Source organism: Dactylosporangium sucinum (assembly GCF_014647515.1).
Lineage (GTDB): Bacteria > Actinomycetota > Actinomycetes > Mycobacteriales > Micromonosporaceae > Dactylosporangium > Dactylosporangium sucinum.
In genome coordinates, this window is the sequence record NZ_BMPI01000044.1 from 13534 (window position 1) to 39243 (window position 25710).

Here is a 25710-nt window from a genome sequence, read left to right on the forward strand (position 1 = left end):
CGCGCTCCCTGCTCCCCCGTGCGCCTCCACCCGCATGTGCGGTCCGTCGCCATGTGAATCCGCTCGGCGGTGGACCCGAAAGAGGACGGTACCCGTTCGGTCGAGTTTCAGCAGCCCCCAATTTCACCCTCGTACCACCCGTTCGGGTGAGGGTCTTACAGCCGTCTATCCGATGAGGAGGGATCCGGCCGCACGATGCCAGGCAGAGCCATATGCGCAGGCCAGGGCCGTCCATGGACCCGAAATCCGGACATCGACAAAGTCTCCGGCACCCTCGCCGACGAACCCCATCCGCACGACGGCCTGGACGAGACGCTGGGAGACGGGTATACGCGTCCCGTCGTCGGTGGTGACCACGATCGGCACGTGGTCGAGGAGCGCGTCGCGGAGCATCCGGGAGCCGACCGCCCGCCCGCCGACCCCCTCGGCGGCGGCGGTCCGCAGCGTCGCCGCGGCGGCGGCGCCGACCCGGCGCACGTCGGCCGCCGGGATCCGCTCGACGACCGGGCCGACCCTGGAAGGGATCGACCACCGCCAATCGGTGTCCCGCGATGTGGGAAGTGGGCCATCGAGGGCCGCCGCCAGGTCGGCGCCCAGCACGGTCCGGTCGTGCACGACCGACCCGCGGACGCCGCGGCTCACCAGTACCCCCCACGGAAGGCGGGACCACAGCGTCACCGCGCCCTCCCCCGCGGGCCGCAACCGGACCAGGGCGCCGGGGTCCAGCCGCACCAGCCGGGCGAGGAACGCCCGGGCGTCCGAACGGCTGGAACCGGCTAGCCAAGCCATGGTGAGAGGAACTTGCGCTCGACGTCCTTGACCCGCCGCGGCCGGCCGGCCTCCAGGTCGAAGGGCACGCACACGGTCCGCGCGCGGGACGCGAGCTCGTCGCCGTCGAACAGCTCGTAGGCGACGGTCAGCCGGCTCGCCCGGATCTCCTCGAGCCACAGCTCGATGCGGACCGGGTCGCCGTAGTCGATCGGCCGAAGGTAGTCGATCTCATGACGTGAGATGACGATGCCGTCCTCGAAGGTCGACAGGCCGGCCGCCTGCGCGGCGGTGAACATCAACGCAACGCGCGCCTCCTCGTACAGGGTGAGGAAGCGCGCGTTGTTGACGTGCCCGTACGCGTCCAGGTCGGACCAGCGCAGGGCGCAGTGGTGGACGAACCTGGCCACGGTCAGTCGCGGGTCAGCTTGCGGTAGGTGACGCTGTGCGGGCGTGCCGCCTCCGGGCCGAGCCGGTCGACCTTGTTCTTCTCGTAGGCCTCGAAGTTGCCCTCGAACCAGAACCACTTGGCCGGGTTCCCGTCGTCGCCCTCCCACGCCAGGATGTGCGTGGCCACCCGGTCGAGGAACATCCGGTCGTGGGAGATGACCACGGCGCAGCCGGGGAACTCCAGCAGCGCGTTCTCCAGCGACGAGAGCGTCTCGACGTCGAGGTCGTTGGTCGGCTCGTCGAGCAGGATCACGTTGCCGCCGATCTTCAGCGTCAGCGCGAGGTTGAGCCGGTTGCGCTCGCCGCCCGAGAGCACCTTGGTCGGCTTCTGCTGGTCGGGGCCCTTGAAGCCGAACGCGGCGACGTAGGCCCGCGAGGGCATCTCGACCTTGCCGACCATGAGGTGGTCGAGGCCGTCGGAGACGACCTCCCACACCGTCTTGTCGCCGTCGAGGCCGGACCGGTTCTGGTCGACATAGGACAGCTGGACGGTGTCGCCGACCCGCACCGAGCCGGCGTCCGGCTTCTCCAGCCCGACGATGGTCTTGAACAGCGTGGTCTTGCCGACGCCGTTCGGGCCGATGATGCCGACGATGCCGTTGCGCGGCAGCGTGAACGACAGGTTGTCGATCAGCACGCCCCGCTCGTCGAAGCCCTTGACCAGGCCGCCGGCCTCGATGACCACGTTGCCCAGGCGCGGGCCCGGCGGGATCTGGATCTCCTCGAAGTCGAGCTTGCGGGTCTTCTCGGCCTCGTTGGCCATCTCCTCGTAGCGGCCGAGGCGGGCCTTCGACTTCGTCTGGCGGGCCTTGGCGTTGGAGCGGACCCACTCCAGCTCCTCGCTGAGCCGCCGCTGCAGCTTGGCGTCCTTGCGGCCCTGGACGGCCAGGCGCTGGGCCTTCTTCTCCAGGTAGGTCGAGTAGTTGCCCTGATACCCGTGGACCTGGCCGCGGTCGACCTCGGCGATCCACTCGGCGACGTGGTCGAGGAAGTAGCGGTCGTGGGTGACGGCGAGGACGGCGCCGGCGTACTTCTGGAGGTGCTGCTCCAGCCACTGGACGCTCTCGGCGTCGAGGTGGTTGGTGGGCTCGTCGAGCAGCAGCAGGTCGGGCGCCTCCAGCAGCAGCTTGCACAGCGCGACCCGGCGCCGCTCACCACCGGAGAGCTGGGAGACCTCGGCGTCCGGCGGCGGGCAGCGCAGCGCGTCCATGGCCAGGGCGAGCTTGGAGTCGATGTCCCACGCGTCGGCGTGGTCGAGCTCCTCCTGCAGCCGGCCCATCTCCTCCATGAGCGCGTCGCTGTACTCGGTGGCCATCAGCTCGGCGACCTCGTTGAAGCGGTTGAGCTTCGCCTTGGTCTCGGCGACGGCCTCCTCGATGTTGCCGAGGACGGTCTTGGTCTCGTTGAGCGGCGGCTCCTGCTGCAGCATGCCGACGGTGTAGCCGGGCATGAGCCGGGCCTCGCCGTTGCTGGGCTTGTCGAGCCCGGCCATGATCTTGAGCAGGCTGGACTTGCCGGCGCCGTTCGGGCCGACCACGCCGATCTTCGCGCCGGGCAGGAACGACAGCGTGACGTTGTCGAGCACGACCTTGTCGCCGTGCGCCTTGCGCGCCTTCTCGAGCACGTAGATGTACTGCGCCACGGTGCGCCCCTACCTCCGGTTACGAAAACGTGTGTTCAAGACAGATGTCAGCCCAATCTTTCCAGGCCCGCCGCGAGACGCCCAATCCGGCCCTACGGGCGCGCCTCGACGACACCCGCGGTGAAGTTCTGGTTGCCACTGACCTTGAGCTCCTTGCGGGACACCCGGTACTGCGTGGTGCCGTTCGTCGCGAGGTAACCGTCGCCGGCCGGGGTCACGGTCGACAGCAGCAGCCCGTTGTCGTCCTCGACCGGCGTCTCGGCCGGGTAGGGACCCTCCCGGATGTCGTGCCCCTGATACCACAGCCCGACGCCGTCGTTCTCGCGGCAGATCCACACCTCGCTCTTCTTGTCGGTGCGGATGTACAGCACAAGGCGCAGCGGCAGCTTCGTATTCCCGTCCCGCTTCCGGGCGGCGGCGCCGATGAAGTCGGGACACGGCGCCGCGGCGGGGGCCGCGGAGCCGCCGGAAGTCGGCGTGGGAGACTTTCCGTCACCGGGTAGTGACTCACGAGCGTCAATGTCGCGCTTGCCGAGGATGTAGCCCAGCAATGCACCGAGGACGGTGAGGATGAGCAGGGCCAGCAGGACGACGACGAACGTCCGGCTCGACTCCCGCTCCGTTTCGGGACCGTAGCGCGACATGCACAGCAGGATCGCACCTGTGAGCCAGCCCGCTGCATGCTGCCGGGTGGCCATCGGGATCAGTAGGCTGAAAGTACGAGGGTGGATCACCCAGGGGGAGGACAACACACGTGGCTGGAAACAGTGCATTCGTGGTGGTCGCCAATCGGCTGCCGGTCGACAAGGTGGTCGGTCCGGACGGTGAGGTGAGCTTTCGCAGGAGCCCCGGCGGACTGGTGACCGCGCTCGAGCCCGTGCTCCAGCAGTACAACGGCACCTGGGTCGGCTGGCCGGGCGGCGTCGGCGACTCCGAGCTGCCGGAGGAGACCATCGAGACCGGGGGCGTCCAGCTGGCGCCCGTCTCGCTCAGCGCGGCCGAGATCGAGCGGTACTACGAGGGGTTCTCCAACTCCAGCCTGTGGCCCCTCTACCACGACGCCGTCGAGACGCCCATCTTCAAGCGCCGCTGGTGGGAGTCCTACCGCCTGGTCAACGAGCGCTTCGCGAAGGCCGTCGCCGACCATGCCGGCCCGGGCGCCACCGTCTGGGTGCAGGACTACCAGCTGCAACTCGTGCCCGCCCTGCTCCGCGAGACCCGGCCCGATCTGCGGATCGGGTTTTTCTTGCACATCCCGTTCCCGCCGGTCGAGCTGTTCATGCAACTACCCCGCCGGGCCGAACTTCTCAAGGGTCTGCTCGGTGCCGATCTGGTCGGTTTCCAACGGCCACTCGGCGCGCAGAACTTCGTCCAACTGTCCCGACATCTGCTCGGCACCCGCGTGCGGCGCGGGATCGTCGAGTGGGAGGGCCGCACGGTGCGCGCCGAGGCCTTCCCGATCTCGATCGACGTGGCCGAGATGGAGCGGCTGGCCACGTCGCCGGAAGTGCAGGCCAGGGCCAAGGCGATCCGCGCCGAGCTGGGCGACCCGCGCACGATCATCCTCGGCGTCGACCGGCTCGACTACACCAAGGGCATCGAACGACGGCTCAAGGCATTCCGGGAATTGCTGTCGGAAGGACGACTCACGGCGCCCGAGACAGTGATGGTACAAGTGGCTACGCCGAGTCGGGAGCGGGTGGAGCACTACCAGACTCTCCGGGTGAATGTTGAACGCGAGGTCGGGCGCATCAATGGCGAGTACGGACGAGTTGGCCAACCGGCGGTGCACTACCTCCATCAGTCGTACAGTCGGGCTGAGTTGGCCGCGTTGTACGTAGCGGCCGACGTCATGATGGTGACTCCGTTGAGGGACGGCATGAATCTGGTGGCCAAGGAGTACGTCGGCGCCCGCGCCGACGGCGGTGGCGCCCTCGTGCTGTCCGAGTTCGCCGGCGCAGCGGCCGAACTGCGCCAGGCGTTCCTGTGCAACCCGCACGACCTCGACGGCGTGAAGGACGCACTCATGCGCGCGATCCACGTCGACCCGGTCGAGGGGCGAAAGCGGATGCATGCTATGCATTCCCACCTGCGCTCACACGACGTCCGCGCCTGGGCGGACGCCTTCCTCGACGCGCTCGGCGAGGCCTCATGACGCACCCGCCTGCACGTGAGTCCAGGCACCGCCGTTCCCACCTCCGATGTACCAACGACCTCCATCGCTCCCACGAACAGGCCGGACATGAACCAAACTTCGGCGACAGGCCACGTCCTCTCGCTCGACCCGGACCTCCGCGCGGCGGTGCTGCGCGTCGCACGCGTGCCGAACCTTCTGGTGGCGTGTGACTACGACGGCACCCTCGCGCCGATCGTCGCCGACCCAACGAAGGCGACCCCCACTGCCGAATCCGTAGCCGCCGTCCGCGCGCTGTCGTCGTTGCCGCAGACGACAGTGGGCGTGATCAGCGGGCGCGCCCTGCGTGACCTCGCCGCCCTGTCCCGCCTCCCCGCCGAGGTGCGACTGGTCGGCAGCCACGGCTCCGAGTTCGACGTCGGCTTCGTCGACGAGCTCCCGCTCGAGCGCCAGCAGCGCCGGGCCGAGCTGCACGGCGCACTGGCCGCCATCTGCAAGGACCAGCCCGGCGTGCGCCTCGAGGGCAAGCCCGCGAGCATCGCCGTGCACACCCGGGCCGCGCCACGGGACGTGGCCCAGCGGGTCTTCGACGCCGTCCGCAGCGGTGCCGCACTGTGGCCCGACATCGAGGTGACCACCGGCAAGGAGGTCATCGAGCTGTCGGTGGTGCCGACCGACAAGGGCCTGGCCGTCGACGCCCTGCGCATGCAGGTCTCGGCGAGCGCGATCGTCTACCTGGGTGACGACGCGACCGACGAGAAGGCGTTCGCCCACCTGCACGGCCCCGACCTGGGCATCAAGGTCGGCGCCGGCGACGAGACGCAGGCCCGCTTCAGCATCCCCGACACCGACGCGGCGGTCGCGATCCTGGAGCTGCTGCTGCACACCCGGCGACGCTGGCTGTTCGGCGAGCAGGCGGTGCCGATCGAGCGGCACTCGATGCTCTCCAACACCCACACGGTCGCGCTGCTGACCCCCGCCGCGCGGGTCACCTGGCTGTGCCACCCGAAGCCGGACTCCGGCGCGGTCTTCGCCGACCTGCTCGGGGACACGGCGGCGGGGCACTTCACGGTCCAGCCGGAGCGCGGCGGGATCCCGCTCGGGCAGCGGTACCGCCCGGGCACGATGACGGTCGAGACGCGCTGGTCGGGGCTGACCGTCACGGACTGGCTCGACCACCACCCGACCGGCAACTCGCTGATCCGCGTGCTGTCGGGCAGCTCGCGGGCGCGCCTCGACTTCGTCCCGCGGCCCGACTTCGGCCAGGTGCACATCCGCCTGCAGCCGATCGGCGACGACGGCCTGCTGGTGCTCGGCTCGAACGAGCCCATGGTGCTCTACTCGCCCGGCATCGAGTGGGACATCAGCTCCGACGGCCACAGCGACCTCGCCCGCGCCACCGTCGACCTGAACGCGATCGGCGGGTCGGCGATGCTCGAGCTGCGGCTCGGCACCGACTCGATCGAGCCGCCGCGCGTGCCCGTCCACGAGCGGCAGATCGCCGCCGAGGCGGCCTGGCGCGACTGGTCCGAGTCGCTCAAGCTGCCGTCGGTCGCCCGCGACCTGGTCAAGCGCAGCGCGCTGACCCTGCGCGGGCTGTGGCACAAGCCGACCGGCGCGATCCTGGCCGCGGCGACCTCGTCGCTGCCGGAGGAGATCGGCGGCTCGCGCAACTGGGACTACCGGTACTGCTGGCTGCGCGACGCCTCGCTGACCGCCAAGGCGCTCGTCGACCTCGGCTCGACCGAGGAGGCGGAGTCGCTGGTGCGCTGGACGCTGCGCGTCTCCGACAACACCGACGGGCACCCCGAGCGGCTGCACCCGCTGTACAACCTGGACGGCACCGAGCTCGGCCCGGAGGCCGTGATCGAGGCGCTGCCCGGCTACGCCGGCTCCCGCCCGGTGCGCGTCGGCAACGCCGCCAACGGCCAGGTGCAGCTCGACGTGTTCGGCCCGGTCGCCGACCTGATCTGCACGCTGGCCGACGTCCGCCCGCCCGAGGAGGGCGACTTCGCGCTCATGAACGCGATGGTCGAGGCGGTCGAGCGGCGCTGGCACGAGCCCGACCACGGCATCTGGGAGGCCCGCCGGCGGCCCCGCCACTACGTGTACTCCAAGGTGATGTGCTGGATGACCGTCGACCGCGGCATCCAGCTGTTCGAGCGCCAGGGCCGCCCGGTGCCGGACGTCTGGCGCGCGCTGCGCGCCACCATCGCCGAGAACGTGCTGGACAAGGGCTGGAACGAGAAGCTCGGCGCCTACACCGTGGCCTACGGCTACGAGGAGATGGACGCGTCCGTGCTCTGGATCGGCCTCTCCGGCCTGCTCCAGGACGACGACCCGCGGTTCCTCGCGACGGTACTGGCGGTCGAGGCGGAGCTGCGCGAAGGCCCGACGGTCTACCGGTACCGCTGGGACGACGGGCTGCCGGGCGTCGAGGGCGGCTTCCACCTGTGCACGACGTGGATGATCGAGGCGTACCTGCGCACCGGCCGCCGCGCCGACGCGGAGGAGCTGTTCGCCCAGTTCATCGAGTGCGCCGGCCCGACCGGGCTGCTGCCGGAGGAGTACGACCCGCTCACCGAGCGGGCGCTGGGCAACCACCCGCAGGCCTACTCGCACCTGGGCCTGATCCGGTGCGCGCTGGAGCTCGACCGCTCCTGACCTACGGGAGGGGAGCGCGCCGCGAGCCGGCGCGCTCCCCTTTTTTGCGTCGATCTTGCAGTTGTGGTGCCCGGACACTCCGTAATTGCGCGGGTTTGTCAGGCACCAAAACTGCAAGATCGACGCGGTCGGGAGGGCGGCGGGGGTGAGAGGGCGGCGGGGTCAGCGCAGGGCGTTGACCACCGGGCCGACCACGACCACCGCCGGCGGGCGCATCGCCGCCTCCTTCACCGCGTCCGCGACCGTGGACAGCGTGGCCCGTACGACGCGCTGGGCCCGCGTGGTGCCCTCCTGGATCACGGCGACGGGCGTGTCGGGCGCCTTGCCGTGCTCCTGCAGGACCGCCGCGATCGACGGCAGGTGCTTCAGCCCCATCAGCACGCACAGCGTGCCCCGCAGCCGGGCCAGGGCCGGCCAGTCGACGAGCGACTCCGGATGGCTGGGCGCCAGGTGCCCGGAGACGACCGTGAACTCGTGCGCGAGCCCGCGGTGGGTGACCGGGATGCCGGCCGCGGCGGGCACCGCGATCGAGCTGGAGATGCCGGGCACGACCGTCACGGGCACGCCGGCCGCGGTACACGCCTGGATCTCCTCACCGCCCCGGCCGAAGACGAACGGGTCGCCGCCCTTGAGCCGGACGACGAACCTGCCGGCCAGCGCCCGGTCGACGAGCACCCGGTTGATCTCCTCCTGGGCCGCGGACGGGCCGTAGGGGATCTTCGAGGCGTCGAACACCTCGACCTCGGGCCGCAGCTCGTCGAGCAGCAGGCCGGCGGCGAGCCGGTCGACCACGACGACGTCGGCGGCGGCCAGCAGGCGGCGGCCGCGGACGGTGAGCAGCTCCGGGTCGCCCGGGCCGGAGCCGACGAGGGCCACCCGGCCGGGGGCCGCGTGCTCCGGCCGGATCCCGCCGAAGCCCCCGGCGAGCTGCTCGGCGATCGCGTCGCGGACGGCGACCGCGCGGACCGGGTCGCCGCCGGCCAGCACGGCGACCGTGAGCGCGCCGTGCCGGGTCACCGCCGGGGTCCAGGCCGTGGCGGCGTGCCGGTCGTCGGCGCGCACGCAGAAGACCCGCCGATCCGCCGCGGCCCGGCTGATCTCCGCCGCGGCGGCGGGGTCGTTCACCGCGACGTGCACCAGCCAGGCGTCGTCGACGTCGCCGGGCTCGAACCGGCGGGCCAGCCAGGTCAGCCGGCCGGCGTCGACGTGCGCCCGGAGGGCGGGGGTCACGTGCGGCGAGACGAGCACGACGTCCGCGCCCGCGTTGAGCAGGGCGGGCACGCGGCGGGTGGCGACGACACCGCCGCCGACCACCAGCACGCGCAGCCCGTCCAGTTGCAGACCGAGGGGGTATGGGGTCACTTGTGGGCTACTCCAGCGGAATCGAAAGTGGCGACCTCGTGCAACACGCGGACAGCACTGGCCACGATCGGCAGCGCCAGGACGGCGCCGGTGCCCTCGCCCAGGCGCAGGCCCAGATCGACGAGCGGTTCGAGCTCAAGATAGCCCAGCGCCGCGGTGGCGCCCGGCTCGGCCGACCGGTGGCCGGCGACCATGGCCGCCACGCTGGCCGGCGCCAGCGCGTGCGCGGCGACGGCGGCCGAGGCGGCGATGACGCCGTCGAGGATCACCGGGACCCGCCGGGCCGCGCCACGCAGGATGAACCCGGTCAGCGCCGCGTGCTCCAGGCCGCCGACCGCCGCCAGGATGTCGACCGGGTCCTCGGCGTGCAGGCCGACGACGGCCGACGTGACGACCGCCACCTTCCGGGCGTGCGTCTCGCTGTCGATGCCGGTGCCGAGGCCGGTGACGGCGGCCGGGTCGGCGTGCGTGAACGCCGCGATGAGGGCCGCCGCCGGGGTGGTGTTGGCGATGCCCATGTCGCCGGTGAGCAGGGCCTGCGCGCCGCCGTCCACCAGGTCGTCGGCGACCTCCATGCCGGTCACGAGGGCCCGCAGCACCTCGTCGCGGGTCATCGCCGGCTCCACGCTGAGGTCGCGGGTGCCCGGGCGGACCTTGCGGTCGAGCAGCCCGCCGGACGGCTCCAGGGTGGCCTTGACCCCCACGTCGACGACGGTCACGGCGACGCCGGCCTGGCGGGCGAACGCGTTGACGACCGCTCCCCCGGCCACGAAGTTGGCCACCATCTGCGCGGTGACCTCCTGCGGCCACGGCGTGACCCCCTGGGTGTGCACGCCGTGGTCGCCCGCGAAGATCGCCAGGGCGGCCGGCTGCGGGATCGGCGGCGGGCAGGCGCCGGCCAGCCCGGCCAGCCGCACCGCGAGGGTCTCCAGCGCGCCGAGCGAGCCGGCCGGCTTGGTGAGGCGCGCCTGCAGGGCCCGCGCCGCGGTGATCGCGTCGTCGTCGAGCGGCCGGATCGCCGCGAGTGTCTCGTTGAGCATGGTCATCCTCCCAGGACGTTCGACAGCACCGCGACGAAGGCGTCACTCGTGGCAGTGTCCCGCACGGCAATACGTAACCAGTCCGGGCCCAGCCCCGGGAAGGTTTCGCCACGTCGCACCGCAAACCCGCGGGTTCGCAGCGCCTCGCGGACCCGGATGCCGTCCGGCACGCGGATGAGGACGAACGAGCTGGCCGGGCGGCCGGCGACGGTCACGCCGCCGACCCGCTCCAGCGCGCCGACGAGATGCGTCCGGTCGGCGACCAGCCGGACGGCGATGTCGTGCTCCGCGGCCACCGCCCGCTCGGAGGCGCAGGCGAGGGCGGCGGCGAGGGCCGGCGTCGACACGCTCCACAGTGGAGCATGCTCGGCCAGCCGGGCGAGCAGGCCGGGCGGGCCGAGCACGTAGCCGATCCGCAGCCCGGCCAGGCCCCAGGTCTTGGTGAGGCTGCGGATCACCAGCAGGCCGGGCAGGTCACGGCGCCGGCTGAGGGACTCGGGCTCGCCGGGGACGGTGTCGGCGAAGGCCTCGTCGACGACCGTGATCCGGCCCTCCCGCGCGACGGCGGCCACCTCCCGGGCCGGATGCAGCACCGACGTCGGGTTCGTCGGGTTGCCCAGCACGACGAGATCGGCATCATGCGGTACCGCGGACAACGCGAAACCGTCGTCCGGCGTGAGGATCAGCCGGTCCACCGCGTGCCCGGCCGTGCGCAGGGCGCTCTCGGGCTCGGTGAACTGTGGATGTACCACCACCGCCCGCTGCGGCCGCAACGCCTGGGCCAGCAGCGTGAACGCCTGTGCCGCCCCGGCGGTCAGCAGCACCTCGTCCGCGGTCCGCCCGTGCCGCCGGGCGATCGCGGCCGTGGCCTCGGCCGGGTCGGGGTACCGCGCGAGGTGCGCGAGCGAGGCCGCGATCGGCCCGGAGAGCCAGGACGGCGCCGCCTCCTGCCGGACGTTGACCGCCAGGTCGACGAGGCCGGGCGCGACCTCGGCATCACCGTGGAACCGCAGCATCAGGCGATCGTCGCGTATCCGGCGTCGATTTGTCCTAGCTTAGGATTGTGATCACGCGCACGCTGCGAGTGTTCGGCGGCTTCGTCCAGCTGCTGCGGACCGGCCTGGTCGCCGGGCTGGCGGTCGCCGTGCTGCTCTACCCGGTGGTGGCGCTGACCGGCATCGGCGCGAAGCAGGGCGCCGATGCGCTCGGCGCGCCGGCCGGCGCGCTGCGGACCTCGACACCGGCCCAGACCACGCGGGTCTACGCGGCGAACAACGGCGGGCTCCTCGCCCAGTTCTACGAGGAGTACCGCACGTACGTGCCGCTCGCCGAGATGTCGGACAGCATCCAGAAGGCGATCGTGGCCGCCGAGGACGCGCGCTTCTGGGAGCACCACGGCGTCGACTTCAAGGGCGTCGCCCGGGCCTTCGTCGCCAACCAGAAGGCCGGGTCGGTGTCGCAGGGGGCGTCGACGCTGACCATGCAGTACGTGCGGAACGTCCTGCGCGACACGGCGGTCACGCCCGACGAGGTCAACCGGGCCACCGAGCAGACCGGGGCGCGCAAGCTGCGGGAGATGCGGCTCGCCATCGAGCTGGAGAAGCACCTCTCGAAGCAGGAGATCCTCGAGCGGTACCTCAACGTCGCCTACTTCGGCCATCGCGCCTACGGCATCCGCGCGGCGGCGGAGGTGTACTTCTCGAAGCTGCCGGCCGACCTGACCGTGCCGGAGGCGGCGCTGCTGGCCGGGCTGGTGCAGGCGCCCTCGGCGTACGACCCGGTCAACGCCGACCCGAAGGCCGCCACCGCGCGGCGCGACTACGTCATCGGGCGGATGGCCTCGCTGGGGTACCTCACGCCGGCCCTCGCCGACGAGGCCCGCGCGACGGCGATCGCGCTGCGGCTGACCGAGCCGCCGAACGACTGCCTGGCCACCCGGGCCGGCTGGGGCTTCTTCTGCGCCTGGTTGCGCACCTGGTGGAGCCAGCAGCCGGCGTTCGGCGACAGCCCCGGCGAGCGGCTCGACGCGCTGCGCCGCGGCGGCTACACGGTCGTCACCTCGCTCGACCCGCGCATCCAGCAGATCGCCCAGCAGCAGGTGCTCAAGCGGGAGCGGACCCGCAGCCCGTACGCGCTGGGCCAGGTCCTCGTCGAGCCCGCGACCGGCCTGGTCCGCGCGATGGCGGTGAACCGGGTCTACTCGCTGGACCGGGCGAGCAACGGCCCGCACTCCGACCCGCGCCAGCGCAAGCGCCTGCGCGGCAACTACCCGAACACGGTGAACCCGCTGCTCGGCGGCGGGGACATGGCGGGGTACCAGGCCGGCTCGACCTTCAAGATGTTCACCATGCTGGCCGCCCTGGAGCAGGGCCTGCCACTGTCGACGACGATCTACTCGCCGAAGACGTTCCAGTCGAAGTACAAGACGGGCCGGGACAGCCCGGCCCACTGCGGCGTCGACAGCTGGTGCCCGTCGAACGCCTCCGACTCGATGACCGGGCGCCAGACGATGTACTCCGGCTTCGGCAAGTCGGTGAACACCTTCTTCGTGCAGCTCGAGCAGCGCGTCGGCGCCGAGTCGGCGGTCCGCATGGCCGAGCGGCTGGGCCTGCGCTGGCGGACGAGCATCGACAAGCTGCAGGCCTCGGAGGCGAAGGCGCGCACCTGGGGCGCCTTCACGCTGGGCGTCGCCGACACCACGCCGCTGGAGATGGCGGCCGCCTTCGCCACGGTCGTCGCCGACGGCCGGCACTGCGAGCCGATCCCGGTCACCTCGATCACCGACCCGTCCGGCGCGGAGGTCCTCGACGCCAAGGGCGTCCCCGTCGCCGGCCCGCGCTGCGCGCAGGTGCTGTCGGCCGACGTGGCCCGCGGCGCGGTCGACGCGGCCCGCTGCGTGACCGGCTACCGGGCGGCGACGGGCAACTGCGGCGGCTGGTCGACGGCCGCCGGCGTGTACCCGACGGTCCGCCGCCCGGTGGCCGGCAAGTCCGGCACCACCGACGACAACCGGGCGGCGTGGTTCGTCGGCATGACCCCGACGCTGACCGCGGCCGCGTTCATCGCCGACCCGGACAACCCGCTGCACCGCGTCGGCTCGGGCAACGCGGCCAAGCCGCGGGAGACGGTCGCCGACACGCTGCGCGACGCGCTGGCCGGCACCCCGGTCCGCGACTTCGTCGCCCCGAGCGCGGCGGTCGCCGGCAGGCCCCAGGGCCTGCGGCCCGCCGGCCGCCGCTGACCGCCCCTCAGCGGATGTCGGACGGGACCAGCGACCAGCTCTCCAGGTCGACCCGGCCGCTCTGCAGGGAGCCGGCGTTGCGCAGCAGCCCCTCGTACGTGAAGCCGGCCTTCTCCACGACCCGCCGGGACGCGACGTTGCCCGGCGCCACGCGCACCTCGATCCGCTGGAACCGGTGCTCCAGCAGCAGCGACAGCGCGAGCACGGCGACGGCCTCGGGCGCCATGCCGTACCCCCGGGCGTCGGCCGCCACCGCGTACGCGATCTCGGTCGACCGCGTCAGCCAGTCGGTGTTCTTGGTCCAGAGGCAGCCGACGAGGCGCTCGTCCTCGCGGCGCACGACCCCGTAGTGGTCGCCGGCCCCGCTGTCGCGGCGCTCGACGGCGAGCTCGGTGCACCACGCGTACCCGTCGAACTCGCTCGCGTCGTCCGGCGCCACCGGCAGCCAGCGCCGCAGGAGGCGGTCGGCGAAGATCTCACCGACCCGCTTGTCGTCGTCGGCGCACAACGGCCGCACCGACAGCCGGGGCGTCTGCACCACCAGCTCGGGAAAGCGCCGCAGCGCCACCGACCACGTCGACACTAGGCCGCCTCACCGCTCCCACCGGCTCCCGGCCGGCCGCCGTCGCGCTCTTCGGACCGTTCCGCGACCGGCCCGGACCCGCCGTCGGCCTCCCCCGGAAGGCTCGCCGCGCCGTCCTGAGCGAGCGCGCCGTCCTCGGCGAGCGCGCCGGGCGAGCCGTTCAGGCCGAGCGGCGGTGCGGAGACCGAGCCGCCGGGGACGCCGGACGCGCCCGTCGTGGACAGCGGCGCGCCGGACACCGGCGCCTCGGCCGCGGCGTAGCCGGACGGCCCGGCGCCGACGTAGTCGGCCGGGTCGGCCAGCTCGACCGGGGGCGGGGCAACCAGGTCGGAGCCGGCGGCGGGCATCGCCGTCACGCCGGCCGGCGCCGCGGAGACCGGGGCGGTCACCTGGTGCATCGGGGCCGACGAGACCGGCACCGCCGCCGAGGTCGCCGGCGTGGCGGCCCGCGGCTGGTCGGCCGCGGCGACCGCCGGCGGCGTGGAGACCTGGGCCGCGGCGGACCGGACCGCGTCGACGCCCGCCGAGTCGACGGCCGCCGACGAGACCGGGGACGCCGCCAGTGCCGGCGGCGCGGGCAGCTCGGCGGGATCGATGTCCGGGGAGAGGGTCGTCGTCGGCGGCACAACCAGAGACGATGGCAGGCCCGCGGGCTCCGCGGGCGGATTCGGCCCGGAAGGCACCCCAACGCTCGCCCCATCCGTCGCGGTGGACGGAATGGCCTCGCCGGTCCCGGTGGTGCCGCCCGCGGCGCCGGTGACCGGGGCCAGCACGGTGGTCGCGTCGTCGGCCGAGCCGGACCCGCCGGACCCGTCGGCCCCGTCCGAGCTCCCGTCGAGCGACGAGGCGGCGGACGAGGAGAGACCCAGGTCGGCCGGACCGGACCCGGTGGACGACTCGGCCGCGTCGGTGACCGGCCGGCCGTACAGCGCGCCCGTCGGCACCGAGACCACCCCGGCCGGGGCGTGCGCGCCGGCTCCCGGCGGCGCGGAGACCGCCGGGGCCGACGCCTGCGGGCCGGCACCGGGCGGCAGGGAGGTCCAGGGCGCGGGGATCGCGGGACCCAGCGCGGGGCCGAACGGGGACGACGCGCCCGGCGAGGTCGGCGCGTTCGGCGGCAGCGACGACGGGCCGGCCGGGGCCGACGGGCCGGCGGGGGCTGGGAGGCCGGCCACCGGCGAGAGGGCGGCGGTGGCTGAGCGGCCGGCCGCGGACGGGTCCGCCGGGGCCGAGGCGTCGCCGGGCGAGGCCGGGAGGTGCAGGGTCGACGGCAGCCCGTGCACGGACCGGGCCGGACCGCCCTCCGCGCCGCTGCCGGCACCGGCGGGCAGCGAGGCGCCGAGGTCCGCGGCCGCCGGGAGCGGCGCACCCGGCAGCGGCGCACCCGACAACGGTGCGCCGGACAACGGCGCACCCGACAACGGCGCACTCGACAACGGCGCCGCCGAGAGCGGCCCGCCGGGGTCCGCGGCGGCCGGGAGCGGCGCGCCGAGCGGGGCGGCGGAGACCGGGGCGTACGCCGGGGTCGGGACCTGCGCCGTGGGGATCTGCGCGGCCGGGATGTGCGGGGAGCCCACCTGGGCGGTGGAGACGGCCGACGGCGGCCGACCGTACGGGTTCGTCGTCGGGGTCGTCCACTGGCCCGGCGCCGGGGCGGCGGTGGCGCTCGCGGCGGCCACGAAGCGGCTGGCGATGCCCGGGGTGCCGGCCCAGTGCAGGCCCAGGTACGAGGCGTGGACGCCGCGCTGGACGAAGCCCTCGGCCGGGCCGCCGGCCCAGGTCCAGGCCGCCTGCAGGCCGGCCCGCGGTGCGACCGTCGTGCGGTGCATCTTGTGGCCGACGACCTGGGCGCCGACCGGGAGCAGCACCGAGGAGCTGCGGGCGGTCGCCTCCCGGTAGCCGAGCACGACGAGGTCGGTGTCGCGGGCCGAGGCGTCGACGACGCCGCACATGGCGCGGCCGTTGTAGTCGCGGCACAGCCAGACCAGGCCGGTGCCCTCGGCCGCGATCGGCTTGCCGGCGGCGGCGTGGGAGGCGACGGCGGCGCGGAGGCGGCTGTTGAAGGTCAGCTCCTCGGCATAGGACTCCGGGAGGGCCGCGCCGACCACCAGGCCGTCGACGCCGTCGGGCAGGCTCTCGTCGCGCAGCGGGTCGAACGGCACCACGTCGGCGCCGGCGGCGCGCAGCAGCTCCGCCGTCTCCGGATAGGCGAACGCGACGCCGATGACCGGGCGCCGGCCGATCCGCGTGGCGGCGATGGACGGGATGGCGGCGTCGGAGGCGCCGGCCAGCGCCACCTCGCTCTCCGGGTTCCACGCGTCGGCGGTGAGCCGCGGGGCCGACCGGGCCAGGGCCATCGTGCGGTCGATGTCGACGGCCCCGGCGATGACCTCGCCCAGCCGGCGCACGGCGCGCACCGCGTCGATGTTGTGGTGCACGACCGGGGCGACGCCGTGGTGGCGGGACGGCAGCGGCGCGCCCGCGTCGCCGACGTCGGTGAGGGCGTGGCGGCGCAGCGCGCCGAGGACGGGCACGCCGATGTCGTCGAGGGCCTCGCGGAGCAGCTGCTCGTGCCGGGTGGAGGCGACCCGGTTGAGGATCACGCCGCCGAGCCAGAGCAGCTCGTCGTAGGCCCGGAAGCCGTGGACGAGCGCGGCGACCGACTGACCCATCGCACCGACGTCGACCACGAGGATCACCGGCGCGCGCAGCAACCCGGAGATCTGCGCGGTGGACTCGCTGTCGGTGCGCCCGGCCAGCCCGTCGAACAGGCCCATCGTGCCCTCGACGACCGCGATGTCCAGGGAGCCGGCCCCGTGCGCGAACAGCGGGCCCATCCGCTTCGCGCCGACCATGCGCGGGTCGAGGTTGCGGCCCGGCCGCCCGGCCGCGAGCCCCAGGTAGGCGGCGTCGACGTGGTCCGGCCCGATCTTGAAGCCGGCCGCCCGGTAACCCCGGGCCGAGAGCGCGGCGAGCAGGCCGACCGACACCGCAGTCTTGCCGTGTCCGGACGACGGCGCGCTGATCACAAGCCGCGGGATCGTGCTCATCGGTGCTCCTCCGGCGTCGGGGCAGACGTGTGTCCCGGACGATACCGGGTGGGCGCCATAGCGACGGTCCGGAACGCACGGGATACCGTGCACGATGTGTACCGGTTTCTCGCGTCGCCCCGCTGGCTCGGCTATGCCGCGCTGACGGTCGCCGCGGCGGCCGTCATGGTGCTGCTCGGTTTCTGGCAGCTCGACCGCTATCACCAGCGCGCGGCGGTCAACGCCCGCATCTCCGCGGGCACCACGGCGACGCCGGTGGCCCTCACCGACTTGGTCGGAAAGCCGACGGGAGCGCCCGGCTCGGTCGGCCCGGCCCCGGCCGGCGGCATCGAGTGGACCCGCGTGCGGGTGACCGGCCGCTTCGACCGGACCCACGAGATCCTGGTGCGCGGCCGGACGGTCGACGGCCGGGTGGGCTTCGAGGTGATCACCCCGCTGGTGCTCGCCGACGGCACGGCGGTGCTGGTCGACCGGGGCTGGGTGCCGCCCGCACCGGGCGGCGCGCTGGCCGCGCCCCAGGTGCCGGCCGCGCCGGACGGCGAGACCACGGTCCTCGGGCGGCTGCGCCCGGCCGAGAGCCGGGGCGGGGCCCCGCAGGAGGTCAACGGCCGCTCGGAGATCCGCCGGATCACCCCGTCGGCCATCGCGCCCGCGCTCCCCTACCCGATCTTCGACGCCTACGTGAGCTCCGACCAGCCCACGACCGGCCTGACGGCGGTGGCGCCCGAGAAGGAGAACGCGCTGCAGAACGCGGGCTACGTGCTGCAGTGGTGGCTCTTCGCCGCGCTGACCCTCTACGGCTTCGTCTACCTGGCCCGCAAGGAGGCGCGCGGCCCCACGACGGGCGACCTCCTGGACGAGGAGGACGAGGTCGAGGAGCCGCACGCCGCACCCCGCTGACCGGCGGCCCAGGCGAACCGCGCCCGGCGAGCGCTGCCGGCGACCGGCGCCGCGGCAACGCCCCGCGCCCACGGTGAGCGGAGCACCAGGGTGAGCCGCGCCCGGGGGCCAGCGCCAGGGTGAGCCACGCCAGGGTGAGCCGCTCTGGGTGAGCCGCCGCTCTGGGTGAGCCGGGCGGGCCCGCGAGCCGGCCGCGGGGTGACGACGCCGGGTGTCATGACGGGCCCCGGTGGATGGCGCGGACCGCGTCGATCGTGTCGGCCTCCTCCGGCCGTTTGTCCGCGCGGTAGCGCAGCACGCGGGCGAACCGCAGCGCCACGCCGCCCGGGTAGCGCGGGGACGTCTGGACGCCGTCGAAGGCGATCTCCACCACCAGCTCCGGGCGGACCTGCACCACCCAGCCGTCGTCCGCCACCGCCAGCTCGCCCAGCCGGGCCGTCTGCCAGCGCAGCATCTCGTCGGTCATGCCCTTGAAGGTCTTGCCCAGCATCACGAAGCCGCCCGTCTGCGGGTCGCGGGCGCCCAGGTGGAGGTTGGACAGCCAGCCCTTGCGCCGGCCGTGGCCGCGCTCGACCGCCAGCACGACCAGGTCGAGGGTGTGCCGGGGCTTGACCTTCACCCAGGCGCCGCCGCGGCGGCCCACGTCGTAGGGCGCGGCGGCCGACTTGATCACCAGGCCCTCGTGGCCGGCGGCGACCGCCTCGGCGAAGGCCTCCTCGGCGCCCTCCGGGCCGGTCAGCATCGTGCGCCCCACCCGCAGCTCGGGCGGCACCACGCGCTCCAGCGCCGCCCACCGCTCGCCGGCCGGCCGGTCGAGCAGGTCCTCGCCGTCGAGGTGCAGGACGTCGAAGAAGAACGGGTGCAGCACGGCCACGCCGTCGCGGCGGGCGGCCCGGCTGGAGGTCTCCTGGAACGGGATCGCGCGGCCGGTCTCCGCGTCGACGCCGACCGCCTCGCCGTCGAGGACCACGGCGTCGAGCGGGAGGGCGCGGACCGCCGCGACCACGGCCGGCACGCGGGCGGTGAGGTCGTCGAGGCTGCGGCTGAACACGCGGACCTCGTCGCCGCGGCGGTGGACCTGGATGCGCACCCCGTCGATCTTGATGTCGGCGGCGGCCGGGGTGCCGGTGACGGCCAGGGCCTCGGCCGCGGACGGGGCGCTCTGCGCGAGCATCGGGGCGAGGGGGCGGCCGACGGTCAGCCGGTAGGCCGCGAGCGCCTCGGGCCCGCCGATGAGCGCGTCGGCGGCGACCGCCTTGAGGTCGCCGGCGAGCAGCAGGGCGCGGCGGACGGTGGCGGGCGGGAGGCCGGCGGCCCGGGCGAGTGCCTCGCCCAGCAGCCCGGCCTGGGCGCCCTGGCGCAGCTCGCCGCTGAGCACGCCGGCGAGGAGCCGGCGCTCGGGCTCGGTGGCGGCGCCGAACAGGTCGCGGACCAGGCCCTTGCGCAGGGCCTGCGAGCCCTTGCCGGCGGCCTGCGACATCCGCTCGAACGCCAGGTCGACGTCGGCGACGGTCAGCGACGGCTCGGCCGCGGGCGGCGGCAGGTCGCGCAGCGAGGCCCAGCCGACGCCGGTCGTGCGCTGGCGCAGCTCGCCGGACAGGTAGGCGGCGCCGGCGGACACGGTGCGCTCGTCACCGGAGGCGCCCAGGTCACGCAGGGCCGCCGCGAGCAGGTCGATCTTGGCGTTGCGCGCCGAGGCGGCGGAGACCGCCGCGGACACCGTGGCCAGCGAAACAAACCGCATACCCGGATTCTGGCCCAGGGGTCTGACAAAAAGCCCTAGGCGTAGGCGAGCCGCACCTGGCGCAGCACCCAGCCCATGCGGCTCACGGCCGTGTCCGGGTGCTCGCCGAACTCGTGCGCGACCAGCGCCGCACACCCGCGCGGCCCGTGCCGCCGGACGGTCACCATGACCGCGGTCCGGATGCGCTGCACGCTCAGTGACTCGGAGGACTGCACGTCGGACACGAAGAGCGCCTCGGCCCGGACGTGTTCGAGAAGCTGCGGCGTCATGACCATGCTCCTTTCTCGTGTCGTCCAGCACACTCTCCGCCCGGAGCACCAGCGTGTCCGCCGGGTTGCGGACAGGGTGGGATACAGCAGGCGACAAAAGACCGACTGGGGGACTGCGGACGGGCCTCCATGACGGACAATAGAGAACGTGACTACCGTCCGTGAGCGCGATGCGCAGCCGCCCGTCTGGGCGCTCTTCGCCGTGCTCGGGACCCTGACCGCCGTCGGCTTCGTCGCGCTGAAGACGACCGGTGACGTGCCGGTCCTGGCCAGCGTGCTGTACACCGGACTCTCCGCGATCACCGCGGTCACCGTGCTGACCGTCACGCACGTCCGCCGCCCGGCCGGCCGGGCGGGGTGGTATCTGCTGGGCGCCGGCCAGCTGGCCTACACCCTCGGCGACACGGCCTACCTTGCCGGCGCGCGAGCCTTCCCGAGCCTCGCCGACGTCTGCTACCTCGTGCAGTACCCCTTGATCATCGGCGCACTGGTGAGCTTCGTCCGCCGGCGGACCCCCGGTTGGCAGCTCACCACCATGTTCGACGCCGGCATCATGGCGATCAGCGCCGGCCTGGTGTCCTGGGTGTACCTCATCGGCCCGCTGACCGCCGACGAAGGCATGACGGCGGCCGCCCGCGCGGTGACGATCGCCTACCCGGTCGGCGACCTGCTGGTCCTCGTGATCGCCACGCGGCTGCTGCTGGGCGGCGGCGCCCGCACCCCGTCCTTCCTGCTGCTGCTCGGCGGCCTGCTGACCATGATGGGCGGCGACACCGTCTACACGCTGGCGGGCAAGAGCGGCGACGCCTGGTCCTGCTTCCTGTGGCTCATGACGTACGTGCTGTTCGGCGCGGCCGTCCTGCACCCCTCGATGCACCGGATCGACGAGCCCGCCCCGGCCCGCCCGGCGGCCCCGGCGTCGATGCGGCTGGTCGCGCTGGGCGCCGTGTCGCTGCTGGCCCCGGTGGTGCTGCTGGTGCAGTACCACCGCGGCGACGTCCGCGACGTGCCGGTCATCGCGGTCGCCTGCGCGCTGCTGTTCCTGCTGGTCCTGGGCCGGATGGCCGGCCTGGTCACGGCGCAGCACCGCATCGCGGTCACCGACGCGCTGACCGGCCTGACCACCCGCCGCGCGTTCGAGGAGCGGCTGCGCGCCGAGGCCGGCCGCCGGCACCGGACGATCGGCGTGATCCTGCTCGACATCGACCACTTCAAGCTCATCAACGACTCGTTCGGGCACCCGGCGGGCGACCGGGTGCTGCGCGACGTGGCCCGCCGCCTGCGCGCCGCCGCCCGCCCGGGCGACCTGGTCGCGCGGTACGGCGGCGAGGAGTTCGCGCTGCTGGTGTCCGACGCCGACGAGCCGCGGCTGGCCGCCCTGGCCGAGCGCGTCCGCCGGATCGTGGCGGCCGGCTCGGTCGACGTCGGCGGTGGCGTCCATCGCGGCGTCACGGTGTCCATCGGCACCGCGGTGCTGCCCGGCGACGCCGACGGCCCGGACGAGCTGGTCCGGGTGGCCGACCGGGCGCTCTACGCGGCCAAGCGGGCCGGACGCGACCGGGTCGTCGCGGCGAGCCGGCGGCCGGTCGTTCCGGAGCACGAGGGCTGGCCGGAGCCGGTCCCGCTACCCCGTCCGCGCCGCTCCGAGTTCGAGGCCGCGTAGCAGCGGCGGTACCGCGCCGGCCGGCACCGGCCGGGAGAACAGGTACCCCTGCGCGCCGTCGCACCCGAGCGCCCGCAGCGCCGCCGCCTGCGCCTGCGTCTCCACGCCCTCGGCGACCGTCTGCAGCGACAGCCCCTCGGCGAGCTGGAGGATCGCCCGCATGAGCGGCGTGTCGACGGCCGTGGCCAGGAACGCGCGGTCGATCTTCAGCACGTCGACCGGCAGGTGCGCGAGGTACGCCAGCGACGAGTAGCCGGTGCCGAAGTCGTCGATCGCGATCCGGACCCCGTCGGCGCGCAGCGGCCCGAGCCGGGCGGCCGCCTCCGCCTCGCGGACCAGGGCCGACTCGGTCAGCTCCAGCACCAGCGCGGACGGCGGCAGCCCGGCGGCGGCCAGCGCGGCCCGCACGTCGTCGGCGAAGTCCGGCTCGCGCAGCTGGTGCGCGGCCACGTTGACGGTGACCGCGACGCCGTCCCGCTCGTGCCACTCGCGCGCCTCGGCGCAGGCCCGCCGGAGCACCCAGCGGCCGATCGGCACGATGAGCCCGGTCGCCTCGGCCACCGGGATGAACGCGGCCGGCGGGATCGGCTCGCCACCCGGCGGGTGCCAGCGCAGCAGGGCCTCGACGGCGGTGATCCGGCCGTCGGCGAGCCGGACGACCGGCTGGTAGTGCAGCGTGAGCTCGCCGTCGCGCAGCGCCCGGCGCAGCCCGGCGGCCAGCTCGCGGTGCCGGTCGGCGGCGGCCCGCAGCCCGGCGTCGAACCGGACGATCCGGTCCTTCCCGCCCAGCTTGGCCGCGTCGAGGGCGAGGTCGGCGTCGCGCAGCAGCTCGGCCGAGGTGCGCTGGTCGGTGGTGGTGACCAGGCCCAGGCTGCCGGTCAGGTGCACCTGGCGGCCGGCCACGGCGTAGGCGGGCCGCAGGCGCTCGAGCACCCGGTCGACCGGCGGGCCGGGCGGGGTGCGCCACACGGCGGCGAACTCGTCGTCGCCGAGCCGGGCGAGCAGGTCGGCGCCGGGCAGCGCGGCCCGCAGGCGGGCGGCCACCTCGATGAGCAGCGCGTCGCCGGCGTCGTGCCCGAGCGCGTCGTTGACCTCCTTGAAGCCGTCGAGGTCGAGCAGCGCGACGGTGAGCCCGGGCCGGAGGTCACCGAGGGAGGCGGTGAGCAGTGCCCGGTTGGCCAGGCCGGTGACCGGGTCGCGGGTCGCCCGCTCGCGCAGGGCGCGTTCGAGGCCCTTCCGCTTCGCCGAGGATGCGGCGAGGGTACGGGCGAGCCGCTGCGACCGGCGCCGCACGAGGACCCCGGCGACGGCGGCGGCGCCGAGGGCCACCACGGCGGCGAACAGCGACGACGACTGGCGCAGCACCCCCGGTACCATCGCCGCGAACGCCAGGCCGAAGACGACCACGGCGCCGGCCGGCGCGCCCGGGTCGATCCTTCGCTCGGGCCGGCGCGGGTGTGGACTGGGCTTGCGGCGCACAAAATGCATGGTATCGGCGCTTTGTCGGATTTTTACCGAATTGCCACCGACACGCGAAAAGGCCGGGTCCCCGTCCATGGGAACCCGGCCTTCGCGGCGTACGTGCCGGAATCAGCCCTCCGCGGAGGCCCGCCAGTCGAAGCCGGCCTCCACGACGACCTTGTCGGCGGTCGCCGCGATCCGGTCGGAGTAGCGCTTGGCGTGGTGGCCGCAGAACGACAGGTCACCGGAGGTGCCGAAGGTCGCGGTCATCTTGGCGGCCGCGCCGCAGCTGTCGCACCGCTCTCCCGCGAGGTCGGGGACGACGTGAACGGCCGGGCGCGAGATCAGCATCGGGGTCATCTCAGTCTCCTCGACAACTCGGTTCGGATGGCTGGCTGAAATACGGCTTTTTCTGGGTGTTGCGGCTTACTGGATCAACACTACGTTCGTCTGATTTGCGCGCCTAGTTCGGAAGCGTTGGCATTTGGTCGCTGGTCGGTTGCCGACTCTGTCCGTTCGTCCGATGCATCACCGGGGAACGTCACATACCCGCCCGGCAACGATCCGACACCAGCCGTCAGGCGAACGGCCACCGAGCGCGGCGACAGCGTGGCGGGTCCACTGTGGACAGTTGGTCCGGCGGGCGGGCACCCCAACGGCAACTTGCGGCGAACCGGGGTCGTAACCCGGGGTCCCGAATCTTGTGGAGGTCCGGATGACAACGCCGGACGGAAACAACGCTCCACCGGATTCGAACCTCCCACGGAAGGGCCCGCAGAGTGATTCGTCGCCACGCCCGTACATTGATGCCGATCGCCGCACTCGCCATTGGAGCCGGAGTCGGCACCGCCGTCCTCTCCGGCCACGCCGGCGCTGAGACGACCGACGTCGTCCGTTCGGGCGCGGTCGAGGACTCGTACAGCTCCAGCAGCCGCCCGACCTACAACTTCGGCAGCTCGGACACGCTGGTCGCCGGCCGCCAGGGCGGCGACACGATGGTCACCTACCTGAAGTTCACGGTGGCCGACCCGGGCAGGAACGTGAAGGTCAAGGGCGCCCAGGTGACCCTGACCCGCGAGTCGCGGGCGTTCCCGAGCGCGCTGACGCTGAGCCGCGTCGCCGACACGGCGTGGACGGAGAAGGCGCTGTCGGCCAAGAACGACCCGAAGATCGGGGCCGTGGTCAGCACGGTGAAGCCGGCCAACGGGGCCACCTCGGTCACGTTCGACGTGAGCCCGGTGGTCAAGGGCGCCGGGACGTACACCTTCGCGGTCACCTCGACCGTGGCCAACAGCCCGGCCCGGTTCCGCTCGGCCGAGGCGGCCACCGGCCAGCCGGCCCTCGCCGTGACCGTGGTCCGCCCGGCCGCGACCCAGCCGGTGCCGAGCAAGCCGGCCGAGTCGACGCCCCCGGCCGGCGGCAACTGCACCGTCGACGCGAAGCTGGTCCCGTCGTGCGGCGTCCTGTGGGGCGCCGCGGCCGGCGGCTTCTCCGACGTGCCGCGGGACGAGGCGCTGAAGACCTTCGAGCAGAAGACCGGCCGGACCTCGACCGTCTACCACACGTACCACAAGGGCGACGAGCTCTTCCCGACCAAGAACGAGATCGCGATGTCCAGCGACCCGGCCAACCCGCGCGTGCTGATGCTGAACTGGAAGGTCGGCTACGGAACGAAGTGGGCCAATGTGGCCCGCGGCGACCAGGACGCCCGCATCGACCGCCTGTCGGCCTACATCAAGGCGAACTACACCAAGAAGTTCTTCATGGTCCTGCACCACGAGCCGGAGAACGACGTGGACCCGGCCGCCGGCTCCGGCATGACGGCCAAGGACTATGCCGCGATGTTCCGCCACACGGCCCTGCGCATGAAGGCCAACGGAGTGACCAACGCCGTTTTCGTGGTCGCCTACATGAACTACGAGAAGTGGAACAACGCGTCGTGGTGGGGCGACCTCTACCCCGGTGACGACGTCGTGGACTGGGTCGGCGTGGACACCTACAACAACGCCCAGCCGGGCGGCTTCCACTACGGCGACTTCAACTACCTGATGAACCGCACCACCGACAAGGCGAAGTTCCCGGGCTGGTACACGTGGGCCACCACCAACCACCCGAGCAAGCCGATCATGGTCGCCGAGTGGGGCGTGTACGACTCCTCGAAGACCGTCGTGGGCAAGAACAAGGCCGCCGTCTACGCGACCGTCCTGCCCCAGCTGGCGAAGCTGCCGGCGATCAAGGGCCTGGTGTACTTCGAGACGGCCAAGGACCAGAACGGGCACGACATCCGCATGGACGACACCCCGGAGGCGCTGGCCGGCTTCAAGAAGATCGCCGCCGATCCGCGCTTCGACGTGAAGCTCTGAACCCCGATCCCCCTCGGTGAGCGAAGGCCGTCCGGACTGCTGTCCGGGCGGCCTTCGCCGTTGCCGCCGACGCATCCGCGCTCAAACCGCGATCTCGGCGGCGAGCGCCAGCCCCGGCAGCCAGAAGTTTCCCTTGATCATGCGGCAGCCCGCGCCTGACTGTCCGGGCCGCGCCGGTTCGGTGCGGCGGCGGCGAAGTGCATCTCGAAATGCGGCTCGGCAATCCCGGAACCGTGCTCGGAAAGGCGGCAACCCGGCTGCTCCTGGCAGGGTCCCCGGCGCGCCACCCGCGGACCGGAACCTGGTTTCTGCAAGGCCAGGAACGACAATGCCCGCTACCGCAAGGGACGCTGACATATGAAGCACACCGCCCGCC

19 protein-coding genes are annotated in these 25710 nt (G+C 73.5%); 6 read left to right on the forward strand and 13 right to left on the reverse strand.

What is annotated here, in order from left to right; all coding sequences use genetic code 11:
- Positions 1-165 precede the first annotated feature (165 nt).
- From IEZ31_RS35930 to IEZ31_RS35945, 4 genes are all read right to left on the reverse strand, one after another.
- Positions 166-789, reverse strand: a complete 624-nt coding sequence (locus IEZ31_RS35930) for a DUF8185 domain-containing protein (protein ID WP_190254538.1) — start codon at positions 787-789, stop codon at positions 166-168.
- Positions 777-1178 carry an acyl-CoA thioesterase gene (locus tag IEZ31_RS35935; RefSeq protein ID WP_229836153.1) on the reverse strand — a complete coding sequence of 134 codons (402 nt, stop codon included), beginning with the start codon at positions 1176-1178 and terminating at the stop codon, positions 777-779. The genes IEZ31_RS35930 and IEZ31_RS35935 overlap by 13 nt, the downstream gene beginning before the upstream one ends.
- A 2-nt stretch (positions 1179-1180) precedes the next feature.
- Positions 1181-2860 carry an energy-dependent translational throttle protein EttA gene (gene ettA / locus IEZ31_RS35940; protein ID WP_190254539.1) on the reverse strand — a complete coding sequence of 560 codons (1680 nt, stop codon included), beginning with the start codon at positions 2858-2860 and terminating at the stop codon, positions 1181-1183.
- 92 nt (positions 2861-2952) lie between these two features.
- Entirely contained in the window at positions 2953-3504 is a 552-nt protein-coding gene (locus tag IEZ31_RS35945) for a hypothetical protein (protein ID WP_190254540.1), read from the reverse strand.
- 110 nt (positions 3505-3614) lie between these two features.
- Here IEZ31_RS35945 and IEZ31_RS35950 point away from each other — a divergent pair, with 110 nt between their 5' ends.
- On the forward strand, positions 3615-5015 hold the full coding sequence (locus IEZ31_RS35950) for an alpha,alpha-trehalose-phosphate synthase (UDP-forming) (RefSeq protein ID WP_190254541.1): 1401 nt from the start codon (positions 3615-3617) through the stop codon (positions 5013-5015).
- 87 nt (positions 5016-5102) lie between these two features.
- Positions 5103-7658 (forward strand): trehalose-phosphatase, encoded by a 2556-nt coding sequence (gene otsB / locus IEZ31_RS35955; RefSeq protein ID WP_190254542.1) that lies wholly within the window; start codon positions 5103-5105, stop codon positions 7656-7658.
- A gap of 162 nt (positions 7659-7820) precedes the next feature.
- On the opposite strand, the gene cobA is transcribed toward otsB, so the two are convergent.
- The 3 genes from cobA to cobC are packed head-to-tail and all read right to left on the reverse strand — an operon-like array spanning position 7821 to position 11076.
- Entirely contained in the window at positions 7821-9020 is a 1200-nt protein-coding gene (cobA, locus tag IEZ31_RS35960; RefSeq protein WP_190254543.1) for a uroporphyrinogen-III C-methyltransferase, read from the reverse strand.
- The gene (gene cobT / locus IEZ31_RS35965) at positions 9017-10060 is read right to left on the reverse strand and encodes a nicotinate-nucleotide--dimethylbenzimidazole phosphoribosyltransferase (RefSeq protein ID WP_190254544.1); all 1044 of its coding nucleotides are present in this window, start codon (positions 10058-10060) and stop codon (positions 9017-9019) included. The genes cobA and cobT overlap by 4 nt, the downstream gene beginning before the upstream one ends.
- A gap of 2 nt (positions 10061-10062) precedes the next feature.
- Positions 10063-11076 carry an Rv2231c family histidinol phosphate aminotransferase CobC gene (gene cobC, locus IEZ31_RS35970; protein ID WP_190254545.1) on the reverse strand — a complete coding sequence of 338 codons (1014 nt, stop codon included), beginning with the start codon at positions 11074-11076 and terminating at the stop codon, positions 10063-10065.
- Positions 11077-11123: 47 nt separating this feature from the next.
- Here cobC and IEZ31_RS35975 point away from each other — a divergent pair, with 47 nt between their 5' ends.
- Positions 11124-13301, forward strand: a complete 2178-nt coding sequence (locus tag IEZ31_RS35975) for a transglycosylase domain-containing protein (protein ID WP_229836154.1) — start codon at positions 11124-11126, stop codon at positions 13299-13301.
- 7 nt (positions 13302-13308) lie between these two features.
- Here IEZ31_RS35975 and IEZ31_RS35980 read toward each other — a convergent pair whose 3' ends face one another.
- Together IEZ31_RS35980 and IEZ31_RS58955 are read right to left on the reverse strand one after the other, a co-directional pair.
- Positions 13309-13884, reverse strand: coding sequence for a GNAT family N-acetyltransferase (locus IEZ31_RS35980; RefSeq protein ID WP_229836155.1), 576 nt, complete (start codon positions 13882-13884; stop codon positions 13309-13311).
- The gene (locus IEZ31_RS58955) at positions 13884-16934 is read right to left on the reverse strand and encodes a cobyrinic acid a,c-diamide synthase CobB (protein WP_190254546.1); all 3051 of its coding nucleotides are present in this window, start codon (positions 16932-16934) and stop codon (positions 13884-13886) included. The genes IEZ31_RS35980 and IEZ31_RS58955 overlap by 1 nt, the downstream gene beginning before the upstream one ends.
- A gap of 96 nt (positions 16935-17030) precedes the next feature.
- On the opposite strand from IEZ31_RS58955, the gene IEZ31_RS35990 reads away from it, so the two are divergent.
- Positions 17031-17834 carry an SURF1 family cytochrome oxidase biogenesis protein gene (locus IEZ31_RS35990; protein ID WP_229836156.1) on the forward strand — a complete coding sequence of 268 codons (804 nt, stop codon included), beginning with the start codon at positions 17031-17033 and terminating at the stop codon, positions 17832-17834.
- A gap of 214 nt (positions 17835-18048) precedes the next feature.
- On the opposite strand, the gene IEZ31_RS35995 is transcribed toward IEZ31_RS35990, so the two are convergent.
- Together IEZ31_RS35995 and IEZ31_RS36000 are read right to left on the reverse strand one after the other, a co-directional pair.
- Positions 18049-19578 (reverse strand): ATP-dependent DNA ligase, encoded by a 1530-nt coding sequence (locus IEZ31_RS35995; protein ID WP_190254547.1) that lies wholly within the window; start codon positions 19576-19578, stop codon positions 18049-18051.
- Between the two features lie 35 nt (positions 19579-19613).
- Entirely contained in the window at positions 19614-19847 is a 234-nt protein-coding gene (locus tag IEZ31_RS36000) for a hypothetical protein (protein WP_190254548.1), read from the reverse strand.
- 148 nt (positions 19848-19995) lie between these two features.
- Here IEZ31_RS36000 and IEZ31_RS36005 point away from each other — a divergent pair, with 148 nt between their 5' ends.
- Positions 19996-21510: a GGDEF domain-containing protein gene (locus tag IEZ31_RS36005; RefSeq protein ID WP_190254549.1), complete on the forward strand. Its 1515-nt coding sequence runs from the start codon at positions 19996-19998 to the stop codon at positions 21508-21510.
- Here IEZ31_RS36005 and IEZ31_RS36010 read toward each other — a convergent pair.
- Together IEZ31_RS36010 and IEZ31_RS36015 are read right to left on the reverse strand one after the other, a co-directional pair.
- Positions 21472-22989, reverse strand: coding sequence for a putative bifunctional diguanylate cyclase/phosphodiesterase (locus tag IEZ31_RS36010; RefSeq protein ID WP_190254550.1), 1518 nt, complete (start codon positions 22987-22989; stop codon positions 21472-21474). The two genes, IEZ31_RS36005 and IEZ31_RS36010, sit on opposite strands and share 39 nt — an antisense overlap.
- A 111-nt stretch (positions 22990-23100) precedes the next feature.
- Positions 23101-23331, reverse strand: a complete 231-nt coding sequence (locus IEZ31_RS36015) for a DUF7455 domain-containing protein (RefSeq protein WP_190254551.1) — start codon at positions 23329-23331, stop codon at positions 23101-23103.
- A 446-nt stretch (positions 23332-23777) separates the two neighbouring features.
- Between IEZ31_RS36015 and IEZ31_RS36020 the strand changes: the two genes are divergently transcribed.
- On the forward strand, positions 23778-25334 hold the full coding sequence (locus IEZ31_RS36020; protein WP_190254552.1) for a CBM96 family carbohydrate-binding protein: 1557 nt from the start codon (positions 23778-23780) through the stop codon (positions 25332-25334).
- Positions 25335-25710: the final 376 nt, after the last annotated feature.